Here is a 16,636-nt window from a genome sequence, read left to right on the forward strand (position 1 = left end):
TTCCAACGAATCCTTTTATATAAAATTCTGGGATATAGTGATGTCTTTTTGAAAGAGTCAATTTTTTAAGGAGTTTCGTTAATATTGCTGGTAACTCGTTTATACCCCCGAAAAAATCAGACCTAAACAAACCATTTGGGTGTATAAGTCTGATTTCATAGGGTTGTATAAAAGTAGTACTTTTTTATAAATCATCAAACGGACTTTTGATTTTTTGGAGGCTTTTGGTACTTACAGGCATGTAAATCTCCGTGGTTGTATCGCTCTGATGATCCTAAATTACCCGAAGAGATTGCTCAAAATTGACCGCATATGGTATTGATGTCCTTTTAACGCGCCACAAACTTTCCAGTAAGGATTAACGATTTTCCTATCTCCACGCAGTTTCAGAACGAGCCATACCACGATCATTCTCATAGTTATAGCACTGATATAGCACTGATATGACACTAGTACACTACCATTCCCCACCCAACACCTCTTATGTATTCCCCCTAAATCTCGGTTGAAACCTTAAACCTTAAACCTTAAACCTTAAACTTGAAACATGAAACCTGATACTTGACACGAAGCTTTAGCCGACTGATGTAGCGAAGCGAAATAAACCTGAAACTTTAAACCTGAAACTTTAAACCTGAAACCTGAAACTTTAAACCTGAAACCTGAAACTTGAAACTTGAAACCCAAAACCCCTTGCCCAAACCTAAGAATTTCGTTTTCTTTGTAGAAACTAAAATAACCCAAATGCGTTATGGAAACCGAAAAGTGGATGGAATTGGCTTTGTATACGTTACCCGCCGTCGTGACTGGCGGAGTGGCCTACCTGATGATGCAAAAATTTGTAAACCTTGACGAAAATCGCCGCAAATTCCAATTGCTTCGCGACAACCAAAAACAAGCCTTGCCCATTCGTCTCCAAGCCTACGAACGAATGGCCCTGTTTCTCGAACGGATCAATCCGCTCAAACTCATGATTCGCGTGGCGCCTTTTAGCAACGACACCACCGATTATATGAACCTTTTGATTCAGAATATCGAACAAGAATACGAACACAATGTCACCCAACAAATCTACCTTTCGGATGAAGCCTGGGTGATGGTAGTCAATGCCAAAAATGCGATTATCCAAAACCTTCGCAACCTAGCCACCGATAGCGAAATCAAAGACGCCGACCAATACCGTATGAAAGTCTTGAGCTCGTTAATGGAAACCGAATCTGCTTCGCAACTGGCGTTGGAGTTTTTGAAAAGCGAAATCAAAGACTTTATTTGATAATTCTAAATTATAAATTTCAATGGGCCGCAGCACAATAGCTTAGCGTCTCAAAAGCTTAGAAGCTAATAAAAAAATGCTTGAACAATATCTCAACCAATTGAATGAAGCGCAACGGGCGCCCGTACTGCAAAAAGACGGTCCCATGATGGTGATTGCGGGTGCCGGTTCGGGGAAAACACGCGTGCTGACCATGCGTATCGCCTACCTTATGCACCACGGGGTGGATGCCTTCAATATTTTGGCTCTCACTTTTACCAACAAAGCCGCCCGTGAAATGAAGTCGCGTATCGCAGCCATAGTAGGGAGTAACGAAGCGAAAAACCTCTGGATGGGAACATTTCATTCGGTTTTTGCCAAAATTCTTCGTATCGAAGCCGATAAATTGGGATACCCTTCCAACTTCACGATCTATGATACCCAAGATGCCGTGCGGTTGATTTCGGCCATCATCAAAGAGATGCAGTTGGACAAGGATATTTACAAACCCAAGCAAATTTTGGGTCGCATTTCGTCGTACAAAAACTCACTCATTACCGTTAAAGCGTATTTCAACAACCCCGAACTCCAAGAAGCCGATGCCATGAGCAAAAGGCCGCGAATGGGGGAAATTTATCAAAACTATGTCGACCGTTGTTTCAAAGCAGGAGCCATGGATTTTGATGATTTGTTGTTAAAAACCAACGAATTGCTGAACCGTTTTCCCGATGTGCTAGCCAAATACCAAGACCGTTTTCGCTACATCATGGTCGATGAGTACCAAGATACCAACCATTCGCAATACTTGATTGTTCGGGCCTTATCCGATCGATTCCAAAACATCTGTGTGGTAGGCGATGATGCCCAAAGTATCTATGCCTTCCGCGGTGCCAACATCAACAACATTCTCAATTTCCAAAAGGATTACGATCGGGTGCAAACCTACCGTTTGGAGCAAAATTACCGTTCGACCAAAAATATCGTAGAGGCAGCCAACACCATTATCGATAAAAATAAAACCAAGTTGGATAAAGTCGTTTGGACAGCCAATGAACTCGGACCCAAAATTAAGGTACACCGCAGTTTAACCGATAGTGAAGAAGGACGTTATGTGGCCGGAGAAATTTTTGAAATGAAAATGCGCGAGCAACTCACCAATGGAAAGTTCGCCGTGTTATACCGTACCAATGCGCAATCTCGCGCTATCGAAGATGCGTTGCGCAAACGCGATATTCCCTACCGTATTTATGGCGGTTTATCGTTTTACCAACGTAAAGAAATCAAAGACGTATTGTGTTACTTACGCTTGATTATCAATCCCAAAGACGAAGAAGCGTTGATTCGGGTCATCAATTATCCCCACCGCGGTATTGGCGATACAACCGTTGAAAAATTAACCATTGCAGCCAACCATTACAAGCGTTCCATTTTTGAAGTGATGGAGCATATCGATAAAATTGATTTGAAATTGAATTCGGGAACCAAAAACAAGCTTCACGATTTTGTGAACATGATCAAGAGTTTCCAAATTATTAATGAAAATCAAGACGCGTTCTATTTGGCCGAACATGTGACCAAAAAAACGGGCTTAATCCAAGAATTGAAGAAAGACGGTACCCCTGAAGGTGTCGCCCGTGTTGAAAATATCGAGGAATTGCTCAACGGGATTAAAGATTTTACCGAAGGGCAAAAAGAAGTCGATGGGGCCCGCGGTGCCTTGGCCGAATTTCTTGAAGATGTTGCTCTCGCCACCGATTTGGACAACGATACCGGCGACGACGATCGCGTGGCATTGATGACCATCCACTTGGCAAAAGGTTTGGAATTCCCCTACGTTTTCATTGTGGGATTGGAGGAAGATTTGTTTCCCAGTGCATTGAGTTTGAATACACGCAGTGAACTCGAAGAAGAGCGCCGCTTGTTTTATGTGGCGTTGACCCGCGCCGAACACCAAGCCTATCTTACCTATGCCCAATCACGGTACCGTTGGGGGAAACTCACCGATGCCGAACCTTCGCGTTTTATTGAAGAAATCGATCCGCAATACCTTGAATTTGTCAATCCAGCCGAAACAACAGGCTACCGCTACAAACCCATGATTGATATGGATATTTTTGGCGATGTGGATAAAACCAAATTGCGGTTACAAAAACCTGTTTCTGGAACGCCGCCCCGTCGTATGCAGGAAGACGAACCCGCCCCAAGTGCCAACATCCGTCGTTTGAAGCCGGTAAATACTAGTGCACCTTCTTCTTCAACTGGTCTCGGGGATGGTAAACTCGCCATCGGAAATATCGTACTCCACGAACGCTTCGGGAAAGGGGAGGTGCTCAACCTAGAAGGAATCGGCGGCGATCGTAAAGCGGAAATCAAATTTGACGTAGGGGGTATTAAAAAACTGCTATTGCGTTTTGCCAAACTGGATGTAATTGGCTAACTTAACTTCCTAATTTTCAAGCGATGGCACAATTTGTAAAAATCTACAACGACAATCCCAACGAAGCGGCCCTCAAAAAGGTCGTCGAGGTATTGCGCAACGGCGGAATCATCATTTATCCCACGGATACCGTTTATGGTTTGGGCTGCGATATTACCAATACCAAAGCCCTAGAACGGGTGGCCAAACTCAAAGGGATTAAGTTGGAAAAAGCCAATTTGTCGTTTATTTGTTACGATTTAAGTCACATTTCTGATTATGTGAAGCAAATAGACACGTCGACGTTTAAGTTGTTAAAACGTGCCTTACCTGGACCCTACACGTTTATTTTACCCGGAAATAATGACTTGCCTAAAGTTTTTAAAAACAAAAAAACGGTCGGAATTCGCGTCCCCGATAACAACATCATTCGCTCCATTGTCAATACTTTGGGAAATCCTATTATTTCGACGTCCATCCACGATGAAGATGAAGTATTGGAATATTCTACCGATCCAGAGTTGATTTTTGAAAAATGGCAAAATCTTGTCGACTTGGTCATCGATGGCGGGTATGGCGACAATATGCCTTCTACGGTGATTGATTTGTCGGGCTACGAACCGGTTGTGGTGCGTGAAGGCAAGGGTTCGCTCGATATTTTATAAAAAAAAGCGCCTCATAAAGAGACGCTTGATTGTGGCGTAAGCGATTACTTGCTTAGGTTTTTCATTTCTTTTTCAATCATATCGTAAAACTGATCGATTTTAGGTAAAATCACAATACGGGTTCTGCGGTTGGTCGCACGATTCTCAGCGGTATTATTATCCACTAAAGGAATAAATTCACTGCGTCCTGCGGCAATAATTTGCTTCGGATTTACGCCCAAATCTTTGGTCAATACGCGAACAATGGCCGTAGCGCGTTTCACACTCAAATCCCAGTTGTCAAGCAATATGGCATTTCCAGTAAAAGGAACATTGTCGGTGTGTCCCTCCACCATACATTCAAAATCAGGTTTGTCGTTGATCACCTTGGCTACTTTGTCCAACACCGATTTGGCCTTGTCGGTCACCACATAACTACCGCTTTTGAATAACATTTTATCGGAGATGTTGATAAAGACAACCCCTTTTTCTACACTGATGTTAACATCTTGATCGTCAAGACCTACATTTTTCTTCAAACTTGTCACTAAAGCCAAAGTCACGGAGTCTTTCTTGGTCAAAGCGTCTTGTAAACGATTGATTTTTAAGTCTTTTTCTTTCAAGCTTTCTAAAGAACGCTGTAAATTCTCAGCGCCTTTGGTGGTCAACATCGTAAGTTCTTTGGAGCTGTTGATCAAGTCGCTGTTGTTCTTTTTCAAATATTCATTCTGCTGACTCAAGGCTTCTTTTTCAGTCAAACAAAGATTCAATTTCATGGTCGTTGAATTCAACAAATCCTGACATTCTTTGTTTTTTTGTTCCAATTCGGCAATTTTCTTTTTACTGCCGCAAGAAGCTAAAGTTAACGTTGCTAAAGAAAGAAACAATACTTTTCTCATGGGATATCTTTTTTTGTTTTTTACAAAATTAACGCTTGTAAAGTGAAATAGAACTACAAAAAGGTTAAGATTTGTTAATTATCGTTCGAAATACTTCTTTCCTTTAACAAAATAATTCCAAACAATACTGTTCAAAGTATAATAGTCCTTGCGTTGTGGCGCTTTTCGCAAGGCGAGGGTAGCCCTAATTTTTCCGTAAAATGAAAAATGCGCTTGTACAATAGCCCACGTGTGCGCCCCTTTTCCTTGTAGTAAAAACTGAATACCCGCAATGCCGTCCAACACCAAGCGTGCAAAAAGAATGGGAACCAAAGCTTTGGCAGGCAAATTTTTGAGCATCATCGAGAGCGAGTTCCGGAAATTCAAAAAGGTTTTACGTGTGGTTCCTGTTTTTAAGGTAGCGCCACCCACATGGTACACGACCGAATCGGGAAGGTAATAACAATCATACCCTTGATTGAAAGCGCGCCAACATAAATCGATTTCCTCTTGATGGGCAAAAAACGACGCATCCAAGCCGCCCAACTGATGATAGACGTCGCGCCGAATGAAAAAACAAGCACCCGTAGCCCAGAAGATTTTTGCCGGATGCGGGTATTGATGTTCATCTTTTTCTAGGGTTTCAAAAACACGGCCCCGGCAATACGCATAGCCAAAACGATCGATGAATCCGCCTGCCGCCCCTGCGTATTCAAAATAACTTTTGTTTTTATAATCCAATAACTTGGGTTGCGCAATCGCGGTATGGGGATGCGATTCAAAATGGGAAAGTATCGGGTGCAACCAATTTTCGGTTACTTCAATATCCGAATTGACTAAGGCATAAATAGGTTCTTCCAACTGCAGCAAGGCCTCATTGTAACCTTGAGCAAATCCATAATTACCCGCGTTTTGTATGATTTTTATAGATGGAAATGTTGCCTTCACAAAGGGCACAGAATCATCGGTAGAGGCATTGTCGACGAGATATACTTGCGCCTCATCGGAATGTTGTACCACAGAAGGTAAGAACGTCTCGAGTAACGCTTTTCCATTCCAATTTAAAACAACGACAGCTATAGGTTTCACGGACTATAAAGTTTTAAATTCAGGTAAATCAGGTAAAAAAACATACGTCTGCGCCTCAAAATCCATTTGACAAAAATAATGCTCCAATCCGTTGGTGACCATCAAATACTTGGCACGTAGCACCAAATTGTACCGCGCAATTTGATCAAAAACTGCTTGGGTAATTTTTACCTCAGGCGCTTTGCATTCGACTAAAACGGAAATACCTCCATCCCGCTGAAAAACAACTACATCGTATCGTTTAGTTAAACCATTTTGTGCAATAGATTTTTCAACATTAATATAGGAAATCGGAATTTTTTTTACCTCCTGTAAATACCGAACGGTATGTTGTCGAACCCATTCTTCGGGGGTTAAGACTACAAATTTTTTCCGGATAGCGTCAAATATTGCCGTTTTATTTTCACTATTTTTGAGGCGAAAGGAAAACGGTGGAAAATTGAGTGCTTGCATGGAGCAAAAGTACACTTTTTTCATCGCAAGCCAAGGAAACAAAAACTATGGAGGAAGCGGTAAATATCATCAATGCGATAAAAAGTGGAACGATAGCCCCAATTTATTTTTTAATGGGGGAAGAATCGTATTACATTGATATTATTACAGATTACATTGAAGATCACTTGCTCACTGAGGATGAAAAGGGTTTCAATCAGATGGTGTTGTACGGACGGGATACCACCATTGAAGATGTTATTGCACAAGCCAAAAGGTATCCCATGATGGCCGAACGCCAAGTAGTGATAGTCAAGGAAGCTCAAGAATTGGTGCGGACTATCGATAAATTAGAATCCTACGCCGAAAATCCCCAGCCCACCACGGTATTGGTTTTAGCCTACAAATACAAAACCTTAGATAAACGCAAAAAAGTTACCAAAGCCTTAGAAAAAAACGGGGTAGTGTTTGAAAGTAAAAAACTCTACGAAAATCATGTCGCTACATGGATAACCCGCGTGATTAAGGGCAAAGGATTGGGTATCGAACCCAAAGCGGCGGCGATGTTGGTGGAGTTTTTAGGAAACGATTTAAGTCGTATCAGTAATGAACTCGATAAATTGAAAATCATTTTTCCGCCAGGACATACGGTGACGGCCAATGATATAGAGGTGAATATTGGGTTTAGCAAGGATTACAACAATTTTGAACTTCGAACAGCCATAGGGGAGCGGAATGAGAAAAAAGCCTATCGCATTGCCCAGTATTTTGCTCAAAATTCGAAGGACAATCCGTTAGTGGTTACTACCGCCATGGTTTTCTCCTATTTCACCCAAGTATTGCAATACCATGGATTAAAAGATAAAAGTCAGGCCAATGTCGCTAAGGTGTTGCGAATTAGTCCATTTTTTGTAAAAGATTACGAACTGGCCGCCCGTCATTACCCGATGAAAAAAGTATCGGCTATTGTTGCCAAACTCCGTGAAGTGGATGCCAAAGGAAAAGGGGTAGGAGCCAATTCCATTTCGCATGCCGATTTGTTAAAGGAATTGTTAGTGACAATTTTCAATTGAGTTTTTTTCCGATATTTGCCTTCCGATTAAAAAAATGAAAACGATGGCAATGAATAAAAATACAGTACTCGGTTGGGCAACACTCATTATGATTATCATGGGATTATTGCTCATCGGTTTGGGCGTTTTTCGCTACAATGAAATCGCAGGTTGGGGCTTTGGCGCTGTCGGGGTTGGATTTTTAGCCAATGCATGGGTGTTCAGCTCGTTGAAAGGAAGAGTATAGGGGGATTTAAATTCCAATATCTAACTACTAACGTCTAACGACCAAAAACTAACAACTAATATCTAAAATCTAAACGCATATGTCAGACGATAAGAAAGTCATATTTTCCATGTCTCGAGTTAATAAAACTTACTCGAGTACCAACAAACAGGTGTTAAAAGACATATACTTAAGTTTCTTTTATGGTGCCAAAATTGGAATTCTGGGTCTTAACGGATCGGGGAAATCCACTTTATTAAAAATCATCGCAGGGGTTGAGAAAAACTATCAAGGCGATGTGGTTTTTGCTCCAGGCTATACCGTTGGCTATTTGGAACAAGAACCCCAACTCGATGAAACGAAAACGGTGATTGAAGTGGTTCGTGAAGGAGTAGCTGAAATTGTAGCCGTTTTGGACGAATTCAACAAAATCAACGATATGTTTGGTTTGCCCGAAGTCTATGAAGATGCTGATAAAATGCAAAAACTCATGGACCGACAAGCGGAATTGCAAGATAAAATCGATGCTGTAGGCGGTTGGGAATTAGACACCAAGTTGGAAATCGCTATGGATGCCTTGCGAACGCCCGAAGGTGATACGCCAATTAAGGTTTTGTCAGGGGGTGAAAAACGCCGTGTGGCCCTGTGTCGTTTGTTATTGCAACAGCCCGATGTATTGTTATTGGACGAGCCTACCAACCACTTGGATGCTGAGTCGGTATTGTGGTTGGAGCAACATTTGCAACAATATGCCGGAACAGTAATTGCCGTAACCCACGACCGTTATTTCTTAGACAATGTAGCCGGCTGGATCTTGGAACTTGATCGCGGCGAAGGGATTCCCTGGAAAGGAAACTATTCCTCATGGTTGGACCAAAAAGGAAAGCGTTTGGACCAAGAAGAAAAAGTAGCGTCCAAGCGTCGTAAAACGTTGGAACGCGAGTTGGAATGGGTTCGCCAAGGTGCCAAAGGACGCCAAACCAAGCAAAAAGCGCGTTTACAGAATTACGACAAACTTTTGAATGAAGATCAAAAAGCTTTGGAAGAAAAATTAGAAATTTACATTCCAAATGGCCCACGTTTAGGAACCAATGTGATCAACGCGCATCATGTTTCCAAAGCGTTTGGGGATAAAATTCTTTACGAGGACTTGAATTTCACCTTACCCCAAGCAGGAATTGTCGGAATTATCGGTCCCAACGGTGCAGGGAAATCCACAATTTTCCGAATGATCATGGGCGAGGAACAACCCGATGGTGGTGAATTTTCAACAGGTGATACAGTTAAAATTGCTTATGTAGATCAAAACCATTCCAATATCGATCCCAATAAAACGATTTGGGAAAATTTTTGTGATGGGCAAGAATTAATTATGATGGGCGGACGTCAAGTGAATTCGCGGGCTTATTTATCGCGCTTCAATTTTGGCGGCAGTGATCAAAATAAAAAAGTGGCTACCCTCTCGGGTGGAGAGCGCAACCGTTTGCATTTGGCCATGACGTTAAAAGAGGAAGGCAATGTCTTGTTGTTGGATGAGCCTACCAACGACTTGGATATCAACACCCTGCGCGCCTTAGAAGAAGGGTTAGAAAACTTTGCGGGTTGTGCCGTAATTATTTCCCACGACCGCTGGTTTCTTGACCGCGTTTGTACCCACATTTTGGCTTTTGAAGGCGATTCGCAAGTGTACTTCTTTGAAGGAGGTTTTTCAGATTACGAAGAAAACCGTCGCAAGCGATTGGGCACTGAAATTACACCAACGCGAATTAAATATAAAAAGTTAATCAGAAATTAAATATATTTGTTAAAGTCCCAATGATGTTGGGACTTTGTTTTTTAATTCGATGGCTTTGAAACGTATTTGGCTCATAGTATTTTTTATATCCTTTGGATGGGGCTTTGCGCAACCCACTGAAAAATCAGTGAATGATTTACTTCAAAAAGCGGGAAATGCCTTTTACCAATTGGATGGGGTTAAGTCGTTGGAACTCTCTAAAAAAGCGCTTGATCAAGCCAAAGCCATCAACAATAAAGCGCTAGTCGCACAAGCCTACAACATGATTGGGTTGAATTTTGATGAATTCTACGACCCGGTCAAAGGATTAAAATACTACCTACGCGGTTTAAAATATGCCGAAAAATCCAAAAATGATACGGTGCAAATTTGGCTTTGCAACAATATTGGAAATTTTTATTCATACCGTAAGAATGATTTAAAAAACAGTATTGACTATTACAAACGGGGATTGTATTATGCAGAGAAAATTAAAGATTCGTCCGAAATAATGTATGCCAAGTTGAGTATTGCCGGTGCATATTTTGGGGCAAACAAATACCGTCAAGGCGAAACCTACATGCGGGGCATTTCCAATTTTGTGATTAAAAAAGACGATATTGAAGCCAAAATACACTTTTATTCCATGTATGGCGACTATTACAGCCATCTTGGTAATTACACAAAAGCAGAATCTTTTTTTGACCAAGCAATTCAATTGGGGAAAAAAGAATCGGGGAGTTTACTCGATGCCTACATGATTGATGTTTACAGCGATTATTCAAGCCACTTCAAACGAAAAAAAGATTTTAAAAATGCTCTTTTTTATGCCGATTTACATAAGTCGTTAAAAGAAAAAGTCTACAATGAGGAACGCACGCGCAAAGTAAAGTTGGCGGGGAGTCAGTTGGAAATTGAAGACTATCAACGACAAATCGATAAAATTGAAGACGAGAAATCGCAACAAAGCAAAGACTTAAAAGAGTCGAAGCTTATTGTGTTGTTGTTTGTGATTATACTTTTCATCCTCCTGTTATTGCTCTTTTCATTGTATCGTAATTCCATGTTTCGTGATAAAACCTATCGTGAATTGCAACAAGCCTATGCCGAATTACAAGAAGCTAAAGAAAAGGCCGATGAAGCCTCGCAATTAAAGACACAGTTTGTATCTACCATCAGTCACGAATTGCGGACTCCGCTCTATGGGGTTGTGGGAATTACCAACATCATTTTGGATGAACATAAGGAATTGGCGCACAGTCCACATTTGAATTCCTTAAAGTTCTCAGCACGCTATTTACTGTCCTTGGTCAATGATTTACTGCAAATCAACAAAATTGAAGAAAACAAGATTGTCTTGGAGAATATGATTTTTAATATTCCCGATGAAATCAATACTATAGTTGATTCATTGGATTTTATCGCCAAGAAAAACAACAATACCTTAGTCAAAAATATCGATCCCGCCATTCCTGAATTTTTAATTGGAGACAAATTACGCTTGTCGCAAGTTTTTATGAATTTGGTCAGCAACGCATTGAAGTTCACCAAAGACGGCACAGTAACCGTAACGGCGCAATTGCAAGAGGTTGTCGAATCCCGCTATTTCATTCATTTTTCAATCGCCGATACAGGGGTAGGTATAGCGCCTGAAGACCAGAAAAAAATATTTGAAAAATTTGTGCAAATTGAGCGCAAAGAAGGTGATTATCAAGGAACAGGGCTCGGACTTTCGATCGTGCAAAAGTTGGTAGAGCTCTTCGGTAGCACCATTCAGTTGGAGAGTGAAATCGGAAAAGGGACGACTTTCTCGTTTACCCTTGCCTTTGATGCTGATGAGAAAAAACGCATCGAAATTATCAACAATATTGATGTCGACCTATCTACGGTGCAAGTGTATCGAATTTTAGTGGTTGAAGACAATAAAATCAATCAAATCGTTACCAAAAAAATCTTGGAAAGCCACCATTTTAAATGCACGATTCTTGATGACGGCTATGCGGCGATTGATTTGTTAGAAAAAGAACACTTTGATTTGGTACTCATGGATATCAATATGCCCATTATCAATGGTTTTGAAACTACAAAATTGATTCGTAAAAAGGGCATAGAAACTCCTGTTGTCGCGTTAACGGCCTTTGACAAACAAGAAATCACCGAACAAGCGCTGTCAAGTGGCATAAATGATATTATCATCAAACCTTTCGAACCTTCGAAGTTGTTTCAAGTGATCAGTACCTTGATTGAACGGTAGGCTTATCGTTTTCCTCCCGATTTTTTTCCACGGAATGAAAACTTTTTCTTGTTTCTAAAATCTTTTTTGGGCGCTTCTGCATTTTCTTTGCTTTCATTGGACTTTGCGGTAGCCGCATCTTTCCAGGGAAAAGCATGGTTTTCGACAACTTTAATTTTTAAACGAATTAGTTTTTCAATCGCCTGCCAATACACCCATTCGTCTTTGCCGCACAAAGAAATCGCTTTGCCTTCTTTTCCTGCCCGACCTGTTCGCCCTATCCGATGTACATAGGTGTCGGGGATGTTTGGAATATCAAAGTTGATGACAAAAGGTAAATTCTCAATATCGAGTCCTCGTGCTGCAATATCGGTCGCGGCGAGGAGTTGAATTTCTTTGTTTTTGAACTGTTCCAACACCCGCTGCCGTGCCGATTGCGACTTATCGCCGTGAATGGCTTCGGCTTTGTAATGTTGTTTTTTCAAAAACTTTACCACATTATCAGCTCCGTGTTTGGTTCGCGTGAAAATAAGAATCTGCTCCTCGGGATGCGCTTGCAGGATATCATGGAGCAACTTACGTTTATCCTCTTTTTCCACTTGATAAACATGTTGCGTGATTTTCTCTGCCGTTGAGGCTATTGGGGTCACGGTCACATATTGGGGTTGGGTCAAAAACTGTTCTGCCAACTCGCGTATTGGCAAAGGCATTGTCGCTGAAAAGAGTAGCGTTTGGCGGTTGTCGGGAGTTAACTTGACAATCTTTTTTACGTCGTTGATAAAACCCATATCCAGCATTAAGTCGGCTTCATCCAACACCAAATGATGCAAATGATCTAAATTGACATGCCCTTGTTTATGCAAATCCAATAATCGTCCTGGCGTAGCAATCAACACATCCACCCCGCGTTTGAGTTGGTCAACCTGCGGAACTTGATTTACACCCCCAAATAATACGGACGACACGATGTTGGTATAGCGTCCATAGGTGGCAAAACTCTCTTGAATTTGAATAGCCAACTCCCGCGTAGGGGTAATGATTAACGCACGAATTAGTTTCCGTTTTTTTGCCGAACCTACAATGGGATGAATTTGGTGAATGATTGGAATCGCAAAGGCGGCTGTTTTACCGGTGCCCGTTTGCGCACAGCCGACCAAATCATCACCCTTTAAAATAACAGGTATAGCTTTTTCTTGAATAGGAGTGGGTTGCGTGTAGCCTTCTTCCGCGAGGGCTTCTTGAATATTGCGTAATAAATGAAGATCTTGAAATGTCATACAATAAGCTGCATTAGCACAGCATGGCCGCAAAGATAGGGATTAATCCAAACTGTTTTTGGCTTTGATAAAATCCGTCACCAAATATCCAATCAATTTTCCCACCATATGCTTGTTGGTTTCAAAGTCCAAAGCCGGTGCGCCTTCACAAATATGCAAGTAAGCGGCCTGGGGATGTTTTCCGAAAAAATAGACGAATTGGCGAACTTCCTCCACCGAAAATCCACTGGGTGTCATGGCACTCGTAGGCACCATGGGTAAGGAATCAAGATCAATTTCAACACCGTAAGCATCCGATTTGATAAAATCAATCGCAATTTGCATTTCCAAGCGAAACTCTTTCTCCCGACGAATATTCAGCGCGTCATAGGTATTGTACAACACACGTTCCTTGAGCGACTTTAATTTGTCTAATACATTTTTGGAGGTATAACTTTCATGCAATCCGAAGATGAAATATTTTTTTAAAAATCCTTCCTCAAACGCATACGAAAAACCGTTTCCACTGTGACGCCCTTCAAGAATTCGAAAATCTGAATGCGCATCGAGGTTGATGGCATTAATGGGTTTTCCCTTGGCTAGAGCTGTCCCTTTGATGTTGCCATAGGCATTGTTGTGTCCACCGCCTATTACAATTGGAATTTTACCACTTTTAACTATGAGGCTGAGGATGTGTGAAACTTCTTTATCAATTTCACTCACCAAGGTATGGAACGTCTTTCGATCGGCAGTTTCGGAGAATTGTAGGGAATTGGCTTGTTGATTTAGAGCCGTAACATCGAGTGTCCCTAAAATAAGGATTTGCGACCCTTTGCAAAAACGATTGTGTTGAATGTTGGCAATGCTTTTAATGGCACTCTCCCAAGCGGTGGCGGCACCTGGGCGACCTGAATTGGCGCGAACACCAATGTCTTCGGGTATGCCAAACAATACAAACTGGGCATCCGTCTTTTTCAAGTACTCAACAATCGGTTCGTTTTCGGGAATAACTTGCATGCGTTCCCCAAATTTTACCTCTCCACTTCGATGGTTGGTAATTTTAGATAAATCGGCGGCGGTAAATCGAATTAAATGTTCCATACAAAAAGTTATCGTCCAAAAATAATATAATTCCCAAAACCAACGTTATCCTCGTATTAATTATTAAATTTGCCTCACTACTAAATCTTTTGATATGGAAAATCAGAAAAGCAACTCTTCGTTAAAAGCGATTATTTTAATTCTTGCCCTCTTGTTGTTGGGTAGTTTGTTTTACATTTTCAAACTCACAACCGATACGCAGAATTTGGAAACTAAGGTTACAGCTGTTACAACAGAAAAGGACAATGTACTTAAAGATCTTCAAGCGCTCAAAGCGACCTATGATGCCGCGATTGCCGAAAACACCTCTATGTCAGACGAATTGATTGCCGAGCGTGAAAAGGTGGTACAACTGATGGCACAATTGGAAAAAGCCAAAGGCGATGCTGGAGCACTTAAAAAGTACAGAGATCAATACAAAGCGCTCGAAGCGAAGATGAAAACCTTGATGGTAGAAGTCGAAACGTTGAAAGGCGAGAATCAGAAATTGGCTAAAAATTTAGACAGTACCTCGGTTGTTTTACAAGATTCTAAAAATTACAACCAAGTTTTGGTGGGTCAAAACGAGCAATTGTCAAAAACCGTTGAAAAAGCGTCTAAATTGTCGGTATTGAATTTAAAAACAGCTGCTTACAAACAAAAAAGTTCTGGAAAACAAATTGAGACTGATAAAGCAAGTCGTGCCGATATTTTGAAAATTAGCTTCACCATTGCCGAAAATGCGGTGGCTAAGTCTGGGGATAAAAATTATTATGTGCAAATTATTGACGCTAAGAGCAATGTTTTAGGCGATAAAGAAACAGTTACTTTCGGGTCACAATCGCTAACCTATAGTTTTATTGCCAAAGTGAAATATGAAAATAAAACGGTAGACGTGAGTCAGGATTTACCCGGAAAAAGTTTTGAAAAAGGAACCTATTTTGTAAATATTTTTGACAAAGGCGAATTGGTTTCTAAATCGAGTTTTACCCTTCGTTAATCTTTTACAATAGATACTAAAAAGTCCGAATTTTTGTTCGGACTTTTTTTATGGAATTAACGCACCGTTTAAAAATACCTTGGCTATGCGATTGGAACCAAAAGCATAGGGCAATTCATGGTAATGAATATTGGGTTGTGTAAGTATAAAATTGGCTTTCTTTCCGCGCGTGATGCTTCCATGAGTGGCGCTAATACCCATAGCATACGCGGCATTGATAGTGGCTGCATTGATGGCTTCTTCGGGGGTCATTTTCATTTTGATGCAGGCGGTAGCCACGACAAAATTCATATTACCACTGGGAGACGTACCTGGATTAAAATCGGAAGCTAAGGCCAAGGGGAGTCCCGCTTGAAGCATTTGACGGGCGGGTGTATAGGGGATACTGATGAAATAGGAACAGGAGGGGAGCGCTACCGGCATGGTGACGGCTCCTTGCAAAGCTGCAAGATCTTCCTCGGTTACAAGTTCCAAATGGTCTACCGACAAGGCGTTGTGGCGCACAGCAGCAGCAATTCCACCAATGGCTGTAAATTGATTGACATGAATTTTAGGCTGCAATCCATAATGATTTCCCATAGCCATCAACCGTTCCGTCTCGGCCACCGTAAAATAATCCGTTTCACAAAAAACATCGAGATAATCGGCCAATTTCTCCTCGGCGATTTGGGGGATAAGGGCTTCTATTAGTTGTAAATAGCCCTCACGATTGTCTTTATATACATGGGGAAGAGCATGTGCACCAAGGAAAGTGGCTTTTATGGTCATCGGATAATTTTCGCGCAAGCGTTGAATCACGCGAAGCATTTTTAGTTCCCCTTCGACCGTTAGTCCATATCCTGATTTGATTTCAACTGCTCCTGTTCCTTGTCGTATAATTTCCTCCAAACGAACCGCCGATTCGCGATACAATTGTTCTTCCTCCATGGCATTAAGTCGCGCGGCCGAATTTAAAATACCACCCCCTCGTTGCGCAATTTCAGCATAGGAAAGTCCGTTAATCCGATCTACAAATTCCTGCACCCGATTGCCGGCATAAACCAAATGCGTATGGCTGTCAATCCACGAGGGAAGCAGCGTACCCTGTTGCGCATCAATAATTAAGGCATCTTCGAGGACTGGGCAATCGCGCATCAATCCATAATCCAAGATAATATCGTTTTCTACTAACAAATAAGCCTCCTCGAGATAGGGCAACTCGGCCATAGCAGTTCCAGAAACTTTGTCAATTCCGGGTTCTCTAACTTGTAGCAGTGTTTTTATGTGAATAATTAATGTTCGCATGCGGATATTTTTGGTAAAAA

Annotated in this window: 14 protein-coding genes; 8 read left to right on the plus strand and 6 right to left on the minus strand. The window is 41.4% G+C overall.

The annotated features are described in order from the left end of the window. Window positions 1–751: 751 nt before the first annotated feature. The 3 genes from BUC17_RS04570 to BUC17_RS04580 all read left to right on the plus strand — a co-directional run bounded on the left by BUC17_RS04570 (window position 752) and on the right by BUC17_RS04580 (window position 4,333). Window positions 752–1,273 (plus strand): DUF7935 family protein, encoded by a 522-nt coding sequence (locus BUC17_RS04570; RefSeq protein ID WP_073362098.1) that lies wholly within the window; start codon window positions 752–754, stop codon window positions 1,271–1,273. A 76-nt stretch (window positions 1,274–1,349) separates the two neighbouring features. Further along, on the plus strand, window positions 1,350–3,689 hold the full coding sequence (locus BUC17_RS04575; RefSeq protein ID WP_073362100.1) for an ATP-dependent helicase: 2,340 nt from the start codon (window positions 1,350–1,352) through the stop codon (window positions 3,687–3,689). A gap of 23 nt (window positions 3,690–3,712) precedes the next feature. Then, window positions 3,713–4,333, plus strand: coding sequence for an L-threonylcarbamoyladenylate synthase (locus BUC17_RS04580; RefSeq protein ID WP_073362102.1), 621 nt, complete (start codon window positions 3,713–3,715; stop codon window positions 4,331–4,333). Window positions 4,334–4,377: 44 nt separating this feature from the next. On the opposite strand, the gene BUC17_RS04585 is transcribed toward BUC17_RS04580, so the two are convergent. From BUC17_RS04585 to BUC17_RS04595, 3 genes are all read right to left on the minus strand, one after another. Then, on the minus strand, window positions 4,378–5,211 hold the full coding sequence (locus BUC17_RS04585; protein ID WP_073362104.1) for an OmpA/MotB family protein: 834 nt from the start codon (window positions 5,209–5,211) through the stop codon (window positions 4,378–4,380). A gap of 78 nt (window positions 5,212–5,289) precedes the next feature. Beyond that, complete coding sequence (locus tag BUC17_RS04590; RefSeq protein WP_073362106.1) at window positions 5,290–6,279, minus strand: glycosyltransferase family 2 protein; 990 nt, start codon at window positions 6,277–6,279, stop codon at window positions 5,290–5,292. Between the two features lie 3 nt (window positions 6,280–6,282). Next, window positions 6,283–6,732, minus strand: a complete 450-nt coding sequence (locus tag BUC17_RS04595; protein WP_073362442.1) for a type I restriction enzyme HsdR N-terminal domain-containing protein — start codon at window positions 6,730–6,732, stop codon at window positions 6,283–6,285. Between the two features lie 47 nt (window positions 6,733–6,779). Here BUC17_RS04595 and holA point away from each other — a divergent pair, with 47 nt between their 5' ends. The 4 genes from holA to BUC17_RS04615 all read left to right on the plus strand — a co-directional run bounded on the left by holA (window position 6,780) and on the right by BUC17_RS04615 (window position 12,017). After that, entirely contained in the window at window positions 6,780–7,784 is a 1,005-nt protein-coding gene (gene holA / locus BUC17_RS04600; RefSeq protein ID WP_073362108.1) for a DNA polymerase III subunit delta, read from the plus strand. Window positions 7,785–7,827: 43 nt separating this feature from the next. Further along, window positions 7,828–8,010 carry a CAL67264 family membrane protein gene (locus tag BUC17_RS04605; RefSeq protein WP_073362443.1) on the plus strand — a complete coding sequence of 61 codons (183 nt, stop codon included), beginning with the start codon at window positions 7,828–7,830 and terminating at the stop codon, window positions 8,008–8,010. A gap of 79 nt (window positions 8,011–8,089) precedes the next feature. Further along, window positions 8,090–9,784 carry an energy-dependent translational throttle protein EttA gene (gene ettA / locus BUC17_RS04610; RefSeq protein ID WP_073362110.1) on the plus strand — a complete coding sequence of 565 codons (1,695 nt, stop codon included), beginning with the start codon at window positions 8,090–8,092 and terminating at the stop codon, window positions 9,782–9,784. Between the two features lie 55 nt (window positions 9,785–9,839). Continuing rightward, window positions 9,840–12,017: an ATP-binding protein gene (locus BUC17_RS04615; RefSeq protein WP_394334044.1), complete on the plus strand. Its 2,178-nt coding sequence runs from the start codon at window positions 9,840–9,842 to the stop codon at window positions 12,015–12,017. A 2-nt stretch (window positions 12,018–12,019) separates the two neighbouring features. Here the strand turns inward: BUC17_RS04615 and BUC17_RS04620 are convergent, their stop codons facing one another. Together BUC17_RS04620 and BUC17_RS04625 are read right to left on the minus strand one after the other, a co-directional pair. Further along, window positions 12,020–13,273: a DEAD/DEAH box helicase gene (locus BUC17_RS04620; RefSeq protein WP_073362114.1), complete on the minus strand. Its 1,254-nt coding sequence runs from the start codon at window positions 13,271–13,273 to the stop codon at window positions 12,020–12,022. Window positions 13,274–13,315: 42 nt separating this feature from the next. Then, window positions 13,316–14,353: a formimidoylglutamase gene (locus BUC17_RS04625; protein WP_073362116.1), complete on the minus strand. Its 1,038-nt coding sequence runs from the start codon at window positions 14,351–14,353 to the stop codon at window positions 13,316–13,318. 94 nt (window positions 14,354–14,447) lie between these two features. Here BUC17_RS04625 and BUC17_RS04630 point away from each other — a divergent pair, with 94 nt between their 5' ends. Then, a complete protein-coding gene (locus BUC17_RS04630; protein WP_073362118.1) occupies window positions 14,448–15,332 on the plus strand; it encodes a hypothetical protein in 885 nt (294 codons plus the stop codon). 48 nt (window positions 15,333–15,380) lie between these two features. Here the strand turns inward: BUC17_RS04630 and hutI are convergent, their stop codons facing one another. Continuing rightward, window positions 15,381–16,616: an imidazolonepropionase gene (gene hutI / locus BUC17_RS04635; RefSeq protein WP_073362120.1), complete on the minus strand. Its 1,236-nt coding sequence runs from the start codon at window positions 16,614–16,616 to the stop codon at window positions 15,381–15,383. Between the last annotated feature and the right edge of the window lie 20 nt (window positions 16,617–16,636).

The sequence above is a fragment of the Flavobacterium fontis genome (assembly GCF_900129405.1).
GTDB lineage: Bacteria > Bacteroidota > Bacteroidia > Flavobacteriales > Flavobacteriaceae > Flavobacterium > Flavobacterium fontis.